Source organism: Promicromonospora umidemergens (genome assembly GCF_024171995.1).
In the GTDB taxonomy this organism is placed as follows: Bacteria; Actinomycetota; Actinomycetes; order Actinomycetales; family Cellulomonadaceae; genus Promicromonospora; species Promicromonospora umidemergens.
Genome location: NZ_JAMTCT010000051.1, coordinates 1 through 6550 on the forward strand (window position 1 = coordinate 1; position 6550 = coordinate 6550).

Below are 6550 nucleotides of genomic sequence, written 5' to 3' on the forward strand. Positions count from 1 at the left end.
AGGACTACGCGCAGCTGTGCGGCCGGCTGCAGGTGACTCAGTCCATGGGCGCGGTCGGCACCAGCGCCGACAACGCCCTGGCCGAGTCGTTCAACGCCACGCTGAAACGCGAGACCCTGGCCGGCGCACCCGCGTTCGACGATGCCCGCGCCTGCCGCCTCGCAGTGTTCCGCTGGATCACGCGCTACAACCTGCGCCGACCGCATTCCCGGCTCGGGAACCAGAGCCCCATCGACTACGAACACGAAACCGACCCGGCTACGCTACGGCTGGCCGCCTGACCACACGAAGACGTGTCCACTTCTCGGGGCGAAGGCCCCCTGACGTGGTCGTAGGTGGTGGTCAGGCTGGTGACAGCGCCTTGCAGGAGCGCAGTCAGATGCTCGACGGAGGACTCGATCACCTGCCCGCGTTCTTCGAGCAGCTCCGCCTTGACCGCGGCCTCGTAGGCCGAGACGGACCCGAGCAGGTTCGCGTCGCCCTGCGTGGCCTGCGCCAGCTCGGCGATCAGCTGCAGGTCCTTGTCGGTCTGCTCGTAGAACTCGAGCAGGTCCGCGGCGATGCGTTGCAGCCTGGACATCGCCACAGGTGCTCACCCCCTTGTTCCCGCGCGGCACGACGGCGGTGGACGGTCAGATCTGGTTGGTGTACGCGCTGGCCTTGCGAGCTGCGTCCAGGAGAGAGTTGACGGTCTCTTCGGCAGACCGCACCGCGGCGGACAGCGACGCGATGACTTCGCGGTCGGTCTGCGTGGCGGTGCCGCCGATGAGCTCCTGGATCTCCCCTATCTGGTCGGAAAGCTTCGCCTTGTAACCGCTCAGACTGTTGGCCGTGTTCTGCGCATTGCTCGCTACCACCGATACAGCGGTCTTCAGGTCCTCGACCTTGGACATTCACATACCCCCTTGTTGCGGCCCGGTACGGGCCAGACTGGAACTCACTGCATCGAGCCTGGTCACGCGGGACCTAACCCGGACGGACCAGTGGGCGGCTTCACGCGGGCGGCGCGGATCATGCCCGCCCTGGCCGCCAGGATCACCGCGACTACGGCTCCCAGAAGCAGGAGGATCGCCGAGATCACCGGCCCGGTCAGGGCAACGACCGCGACCAGGACACCGGCCGCGATGCCGCCGCTGATCGCGGCAGCTGTCCAGCCACGTGTCCGTGCCGGCCACGCCACGCAGAACGCAATCACCGCACCCGCTGCTTGCACGTACCCGGCAGCGCCGAGCAGCCCGAGTACGCCCGCGGTGATCGCGACGGCGGCGAGCACCACACCGATGGAGATCCATCGGGCTGTGCTGGCAGCCCGGCGTCGCCGGGCCTGGGCGAGCTCGCGGTGTGCTTGGTGGAGCTGTTCGGTCAGGCCGTCCATCGCGGTGAGCGCCTGCTGGGTGGTCTCCACAGGCAGCTCGGCGCTGCCGGAGCCGGCGCCGTCGGGTGAGACCCCCGCATCGGCCAGGATCTGCGCGATCTCTGCCTCGAACGGCCCTACCCGCTCTTCGACCCGTGCACGGTGTACTCGGGCCTGGTCGACGTCGGCCTGCGCCCGCGCAACAGCGACCTCCGCCTCCTGCGTCGCGGTGTCGGTCTCCTGGAGGGCAGTGGCCTGGGCGTGTGCCAGCTGGGTGACCGACTGCCGGTAGTCCTCCCACACCGCTCCGTGATCGGGGGCAGGCACGTGTGCGGGCGGAGTGCTCACGTTCTCGCGCCCGGCCCGGTCATCAGGGCCCTTGTCCGGCGTTGCCCACGGGTTGAGATTGGTGGTCATCGGGTCGCCTCCGTCCGGCCGGTCGTGGGGCGTACTTGAAGAGCGAGCTGTTCGCCCTCCGACGCAGTCAGCGGTGCGAACGGCACGGCGAGGACGGGGTCAACGCCGATGCCGTCCCAGACCAGGCATCGCGCGGGGTCGGAGGCCCAGCGCAGCAGCGGCTGCCCCAGCGCAGACCGGACGCCGTCCTGCGGGTGCTTGAGGAAGATGTAAGCGCTGACGCTGGAGCGTTTGAACCCGAGCTGCTCGGTGACCACGTGCAGCCTGTTCCACCAAGCGAACGTCACCACCCCAGCACCCGGGCCGTGCTTGAGGACGTCGTCCAGGGCACTGGCCGGGCTCTCCATCAACCCCTCGGGGTTCTGCGTCATCCCGGCCACCGCGTGCAGCCCGTGCCCGAGCACCAGCAACGGACCGGGGACCTGCCGGTCACGGATCTGGTCACGCAGAGTGAAGATCCGGGCGGTGATCGACTCGTGCGACGTCACGTGCTCCACCGAGCACCCCGCAGCGAACAACACGTCCGTCAGTGCTCGCTTACCCACGGTGGTGGCCGGGTCGGCGGCCGTTGCGTCCAGGAGCACCACCTTCGGAATCTCCGCCGCGGCACCCCTTGCGGCGAGGACGGTCGAGAGGGTGAGACCGGTGATCACCCCGAGAGCGTCAGCTGGCCCGTCGCCCACAATGAACACCCCGGCGCCCGGCTCGTGCCGGACCGGGATTGTCGCCGGCTGCTCGGTCACAGCAACCGGCAAACCCGCCCACGCGTTCGGGGCGCCCGTGACATCACGCCCGGGCTCGATGGAGCCCACCGTCGTCCGTAGGTTCGCGGGTTCGGCCAGGTGGAACACCCGTGGGACGGACACCCGCTCCCCACCCGCGCGTTCCCACAGCTCGCGCCGCAGGTCCGCCAGGACGTCCGGGTCGGCGTGGGCGACCTGGATCTGCCGGTTGTCACCGGTAGCGCCGTAGTTGTCGTTCAGGATCGCTTGCCCGCGGAACTGCAGACCTGCTGCGGCGCTGTTGCCCGCGCCGAGGACGACCTGGGAGTCGTTGCTGGTGGTCTTCAACGCGATACGCACCGGGACCTGCCCGAAGATCGAGTCCCGCTTGGCCGTCAGCTTCGGCGTGCCGTCCAGCGTCTGCGTCGACAACACCATGTGCACGCCGTAGCTGCGCGCGATCCGGGCGATGCGCTCCAGCAGTCCAACCGCTTCGGTCGCCAGGTCGTCGTCGCCGTCCAGCAGGACCTGGAACTCGTCCAGCACCACCAGCATCCGCGCCGGACGGGGCAGGCCCGCAAGGCCGCCGGGCGGGATCTGCGCGATGTCAGTGACATCCATCTGCTTGAAGACCTGCGAGCGCGCGACCAACTCCTGGTTCAGGTGGCGCAGGACCGCGACGCCGAAGGTGCGGTCGGCGTGGATCCCCAGCACCTTCGCGTGCGGAAGGAACGCCTTCCGACCCGGTCCTGGACCGAGCCGGGCGAACTCCACGCCGTGCTTCATATCGATCAGGTACATCTCCAGGTCGTCCGGGGAGTACCGCACGGCCAGGTTGTGGATCAGGGCCAGCAGGAGGTTGGACTTGCCCTGCCCGATCGCGCCAGCCACCAGCACGTGTGGCAGTGGAGGGTTCCCCGACCGCAGACGAACGACAGCCGGATCGGCGTCGGTGAACCCAATCGCCGCTTCCAGACCCTCACCCTGCTCGATCGGTACCCACCACGTCTCGCGCGGGGGCAAAGTTTCGGTGAACCCGATCGTGGGCAGTGCGGCCTTGCTCGTCCGCTCCACCACGTCCCGGCACACGGCCTCGGTGTCCACGACCGGACCGTCGGGCACGACAGAGACACCGGGCAGGGCCTCGGCCCACAGCTCGTCACCGCCGGCGACAACCGTGGACAGCGGACCAAGCAGGTCATCGGGATTCACGCCCGGGGCAGGCTGTGCGGTCGGGTCGAACGTCACCAGCAGGCTGATCCCACGTGCCTGCCCAGACTGCGCCAGGCGGACCAGGTCGGCCTGTGCGGTCTGGTCGACGCCGCGGGGGTAGTCCAGCACCACCAGCACCCGGTGCGCGTCCGAGGACCGGGACCTGGCCTGGAGCTGCTCGAACTTGCTCAGCCCGGCCTGGGCCATGCGATGCGCGCGCATCGATGACACCTCACCCAGCCCCGCCAGCACCGAACGCAAGCCCGCGGCGTCGTGCACCGGCCTAGACACGACCTGCCCGAAACGAGACGTGACCGCACCTAAGACTCCCATCACACCGGTGACCTGGGGATCGAACGTCTCGACCTGCACCCCGAACGGCTCCGAAGCCGCAACCACACGCAGCACCGCCTGCTGCACCACCGTCAGGCACGCCGACCGGTCCTGTCCCAGCCGCCCGGCCAGGTCGTCAGGAGCGTCCGTCGCGCGTGCCGCTACGCCCTCGCGGACGGCCCTCCCATCCGGGAGGACCTGGTCGGTGGAGACCTCGGCGAAGTCGTCCTCCGTGACCGCTGACGACGGCAGGACACACCACCCGGTGGTGCCCAGCAGCGGCAACACCACAGGGACGCCGGTACCCGCGGCAGTACCGACCCGGACGAACCCCGCCCACCGCGCACCAGCGGCCAGATTTCCTCGCCGCCAGCGACCGTCGCCGGGTTCCCAACCTGCAGCACCCGGCGCGAGCACGGCGGCTTGTTCGGCCAATTGGCGCCTGTCCTGGGCGTCGAGCGTGTTCGCTTGCTGCTGGACGGGCAGGACAGCGACGGAGGCCTGAGCGCGTTTCGCGGCAGACAACCTCGCCACCGCGGCGGATTCCTCCTGCATGGCAACAGACCGCGCATCAACCACGAGCCGGCGTGCGGCACCGGCCAGCGCCCGCATGCGCTCCTCGACCGTCCCTGGCGACTCCACAACCTCGCCCGAAGCGGCCCCTACCTGGTCACTCACACCGGCCCCCGCCCGAGAAAAACACCAACACGACCGGGCCAAGGCTCCCACACGCCACCGACACCGTCGATGGAAGCCCAGACCACGGCAGCCACCGGGAGCTCTGGGTAAAGGTGTCGCGGGGACGGCGCGGCACCTCGCGAGCATGACGAACATCGGCAACCTTCGCACGGCTCACGCCGACCGGACGCCGTCGCCCTTGTCCGGTCCGGCGCCCATTTGCCCGGTGGCCAGAGCATGGTGACGCCTTATTACACCGACGACGCTGTCACGCTGTACCACGGGGACGCGGCGGCAACCCTGGCGCAATTCGAACCAGGGTCGGTCAACTGCATTGTCAGTTCGCCGCCCTACTTCGGCCTGCGGGACTACGGCGTAGATGGGCAGCTCGGCGCTGAGCCCTTGCCCAATGACTACGTCGATGCTCTTGCCCAGGTGTTCCGCCAGGCCCACCGGGTGCTCGCCAACGACGGCACACTGTGGCTTAACCTCGGTGACTCGTACTCCAGCGGGGATGGCGGCCAGGCGAACCTGGCAGAGCTCGGAGAGCGGCTCGGCACCGCAAGCGGTCATAAGGCCGACTCATCCAAGGTCCCTCGCACTCGTACTGCTGGTCTCTCTGCGAAGAACCTCATGGGCATGCCGTGGCGTATTGAACCGGCCCGGGTTTGATGCCGCTGCTGTTTGAGTCCGGAAGGATGAACAGCATGCCGAAGAAGATCGATCCCCAGCTGCGTGCGAGGTACGTGCGGCTGGTGCGCGAGCACCAGCAGGAGTACCCCACCCTGACCGCGGCGGTGGTTGCGGTGGCCCGTCAGGAAGGTGTCTCGAAGGAGTCGGTGCGGCGTTGGCTGGCCCAGGCCGACGTCGATGACGGGACCCAGCCCGGTGTCACCAGCGAGGAGTCTGCCGAGGTCCGGCGGTTGAAGGTCGAGGTCAAGCGGTTGCGGGAGGACAACGAGATCCTGCGGAAGGCCTCGATTTTCTTCGCGGGGGAGCTCGACCCCCGAAACCGCTGATCTGCGCGTTCATCGACGAGATGAGGGACCAGGGTTATGCAGTCGAGCCGATCCTGAGGGTCCTGCGTCAGCAGGGCCTGCAGATCGCTGCGAGGACCTACCGGGCCTGGAAGCGTCCGGCCCGTATCGCGGACCGCACGATCACCGACGCGGTGGTCGAGGACACGATCCGCGATCTGGCGTGGACGTTCAACGAGACCACGGGGCGCAAGCAGATGACTCCGGAGGGGCTGTACGGGCGACGCAAGTGGCTCGCCCTGCTGCGCCGCCGGCACGGTCTGGTTGGCACGTCTCGTGGTGCGGTCGACCGGGCGATGCGGACCCTGGGTCTTGCGGGTGTCGTCCGGGCGAAGACGCTGCGCACCACCGTCCCTAGTTCGGACGGGAAACGTGCCGGTGACCTGCTGGGTCGTGACTTCACGGCCTCTGCACCGAATCGTGTGTGGGTCACCGACTTCGAGCGCTGCGAAGCGCTGCTGAACCTTGCGGTGATGGAAGGGCACCGCTCTCGGTCCGTCGCAGCGGGCTGAGGAAGCTGGAGGACGGTCGTCCGGGTCGGCATGGGCTCGGGTGGCGGAGCAGTCCTCGACAACGACGGGACGTCCCAGCACTGCCAGATGGGGCGGGTCCGGCTAGCAAGACGGAGAGGCATACGAGAGGAACCAGTGGCTGAAAGCCCCTCAAGTCGAGACCACCGACCCCGAGCCTGGCGGGTATGGGTCGGGTTGCACTGCGTACCCGCGTCGGCGCTTCGGCGGCGACGTCGGGGAACTCCTGGGCTGGGTGATGTCGCCGGTCGGGAGGCCACGGTGAAG

6 protein-coding genes and 1 pseudogene are annotated in these 6550 nt (G+C 68.7%); 3 read left to right on the top strand and 4 right to left on the bottom strand.

From position 1 onward, the window contains the following. Positions 1-281 (top strand): integrase core domain-containing protein (locus APR04_RS30060; RefSeq protein WP_253878281.1); only part of this gene is annotated, 281 nt, incomplete at its 5' end. Here APR04_RS30060 and APR04_RS30065 read toward each other — a convergent pair. From APR04_RS30065 to APR04_RS30080, 4 genes are all read right to left on the bottom strand, one after another. After that, positions 236-580, bottom strand: a complete 345-nt coding sequence (locus APR04_RS30065) for a hypothetical protein (protein ID WP_253878283.1) — start codon at positions 578-580, stop codon at positions 236-238. The genes APR04_RS30060 and APR04_RS30065 overlap by 46 nt on opposite strands. A gap of 52 nt (positions 581-632) precedes the next feature. Beyond that, a complete protein-coding gene (locus tag APR04_RS30070; RefSeq protein ID WP_253878285.1) occupies positions 633-893 on the bottom strand; it encodes a hypothetical protein in 261 nt (86 codons plus the stop codon). A gap of 62 nt (positions 894-955) precedes the next feature. Beyond that, the gene (locus tag APR04_RS30075; RefSeq protein WP_253878287.1) at positions 956-1771 is read right to left on the bottom strand and encodes a hypothetical protein; all 816 of its coding nucleotides are present in this window, start codon (positions 1769-1771) and stop codon (positions 956-958) included. Then, positions 1768-4716, bottom strand: a complete 2949-nt coding sequence (locus tag APR04_RS30080; protein ID WP_253878289.1) for an FtsK/SpoIIIE domain-containing protein — start codon at positions 4714-4716, stop codon at positions 1768-1770. The genes APR04_RS30075 and APR04_RS30080 overlap by 4 nt, the downstream gene beginning before the upstream one ends. A 237-nt stretch (positions 4717-4953) precedes the next feature. On the opposite strand from APR04_RS30080, the gene APR04_RS30085 reads away from it, so the two are divergent. Both APR04_RS30085 and APR04_RS30090 read left to right on the top strand, forming a co-directional pair. After that, positions 4954-5388, top strand: a complete 435-nt coding sequence (locus tag APR04_RS30085; protein WP_253878291.1) for a DNA methyltransferase — start codon at positions 4954-4956, stop codon at positions 5386-5388. 35 nt (positions 5389-5423) lie between these two features. Next, positions 5424-6193 (top strand): annotated as a pseudogene (locus tag APR04_RS30090) (transposase family protein); the annotation flags it as partial. Positions 6194-6550: the final 357 nt, after the last annotated feature.